The organism is Azoarcus sp. Soil_N_20 (assembly GCF_057656155.1).
The window spans coordinates 1-1,870 of sequence record NZ_JBDGKX010000041.1 but is presented as its reverse complement, the minus strand read 5'-3'; the positions used below and the strand labels follow the sequence as shown (position 1 = coordinate 1,870).

Annotated in this window: 3 protein-coding genes; all 3 read left to right on the top strand. The window is 66.8% G+C overall.

Features of this window, described 5'->3' with window-relative positions:
• The coding region (locus AC3A35_RS27745) for a Rossmann-fold NAD(P)-binding domain-containing protein (RefSeq protein WP_487439784.1) at positions 1-810 on the top strand (810 nt) is incomplete at its 5' end.
• A 2-nt stretch (positions 811-812) separates the two neighbouring features.
• A complete protein-coding gene (locus tag AC3A35_RS27740; RefSeq protein WP_487439783.1) occupies positions 813-1,115 on the top strand; it encodes an NAD(P) transhydrogenase subunit alpha part 2 in 303 nt (100 codons plus the stop codon).
• Positions 1,116-1,870, top strand: a 755-nt coding sequence (locus AC3A35_RS27735; protein ID WP_487439782.1) for an NAD(P)(+) transhydrogenase (Re/Si-specific) subunit beta, incomplete at its 3' end; no start/stop codon positions are given.

Genomic DNA, 1,870 nt, shown 5'->3' with positions numbered 1-1,870 from the left:
CAGAAGCAGATCACCGCGTTCGCGCTCGAACTCTTGCCGCGCATCTCGCGCTCGCAAAGCATGGACGCACTGTCCTCGCAGGCCGCGGTCGCGGGCTACGAATGCGCGCTGATCGCCGCCGACCATTCGCCCAAGTTCTTCCCCATGCTCACCTACGCCGCCGGCACCATCCGTCCGGCCAAGGTGCTGGTGATCGGCGCCGGCGTGGCCGGGCTCCAGGCCATTGCCACCGCGCGCCGGATCGGCGCCATGGTCGAGGCCTATGACGTGCGCCCCGAAACGCGCGAGCAGATCGAGTCGCTGGGCGCCAAGTTCGTCGACACCGGCGTGGCCGCGGCCGGCGCCGGGGGCTATGCGCGCGAGCTCACCGACGAGGAGAAGGCCAAGCAGACCGAGCGCCTGGCCAAGGCCGTGGGCCAGTGCGATGCGCTGATCACCACCGCCGCGATCCCCGGTAAAAAGGCGCCGCAGATCATCAGTGCCGACATGATTTCGCGCATGAAGGCGGGCGCGGTGGTCGTCGACATGGCCGCCGAGACCGGGGGCAACGTCGAGGGCACGGTGCCCGGCGAGAAGGTGTGGATCAACGACGTGCTCGTGATCGGTCCTACCCATATCGCCAGCCGCATGCCGGTGCATGCCTCGGAGATGTACGCCAAGAACCTGTTCAACTTCATTTCGCCCTTCATCAAGGATGGCGCGCTCGCGCTCGACTGGGAAGACGAAGTGATGGCCGGCTGCTGTCTCACCCATGCGGGCGAACTGCGCCACGCCGGGGTGGCCCAGGTGCTCGGCCTGCAAGGAGCCTGATCATGGAAGGAATCGCAGCGCTGTATATCTTCATGCTGGCCGCGTTCACCGGATACGAGGTGATCTCGCGGGTGCCGGTCATTTTGCACACCCCGCTGATGTCGGGGTCGAACTTCATCCACGGCGTGGTGCTGGTGGGCGCGATGGTGGTGCTCGGCCATGCCGACCCGGACGATCCGGTGCAGCTGGCGATCGGCTTCGTCGCGGTGTTCCTCGGCGCGGCCAACGCCGCCGGTGGCTATGTGGTGACCGAACGCATGCTGGCGATGTTCAACAAGGGTGACAAGAAGAAGGGAGAAGCCTAAATGTTGAACGGATTCATACAAGCAACATATTTTGCGGTCGCGGTGGTGTTCATCCTCGGCCTGAAGGCGATGAGCTCGCCGGTCACGGCACGTAAAGGCATCGTGTGGGCGGGCTGGGCGATGGTCGCGGCCACGCTGGTCACGCTGCAGACCCCGGGGATGCAGAACTACGGGCTGATGGTGGTGGCCATCGTGGCCGGCGGCGGCGTGGCGTGGTGGAGCGGCAAGGTGGTCAAGATGACCGACATGCCGCAGATGGTCGCGATCTACAACGGCATGGGCGGCGGTGCGGCGGCGGCGATCGCGGCGCTCGAGTTCGCCCGCGCGGAGATCCACAGCCCGGTGGTGGCCACGCTCGCGGTGCTCGGCGCGCTGATCGGCTCGGTGGCGTTCTCCGGCTCGTGCGTGGCCTTTGCCAAGCTGCAGGGGATCATGAAGAAGGCCTTCCGCCTGCCGCAGCAGAACCTGGTGAACATCGCGCTCGCCGCGGTCACCGCCCTGCTCGGGCTGGTGATCATCGCCTCCGACACCCCGTCGGGCGCGATCATCGTGATCTTCTTCGTGCTCGCGCTCGCGCTCGGGGTGATCCTGACCAGCCCGATCGGCGGTGCCGACATGCCGGTGGTGATCTCGCTGCTGAACGCCTTCACCGGCCTCGCGGTCGGCTTCGAGGGCTATGTGCTCGGCAACCCGGCGCTGATCGTCGCGGGCATCGTGGTCGGTGCCTCGGGCACGCTGCTCACCCAGCTGATGGC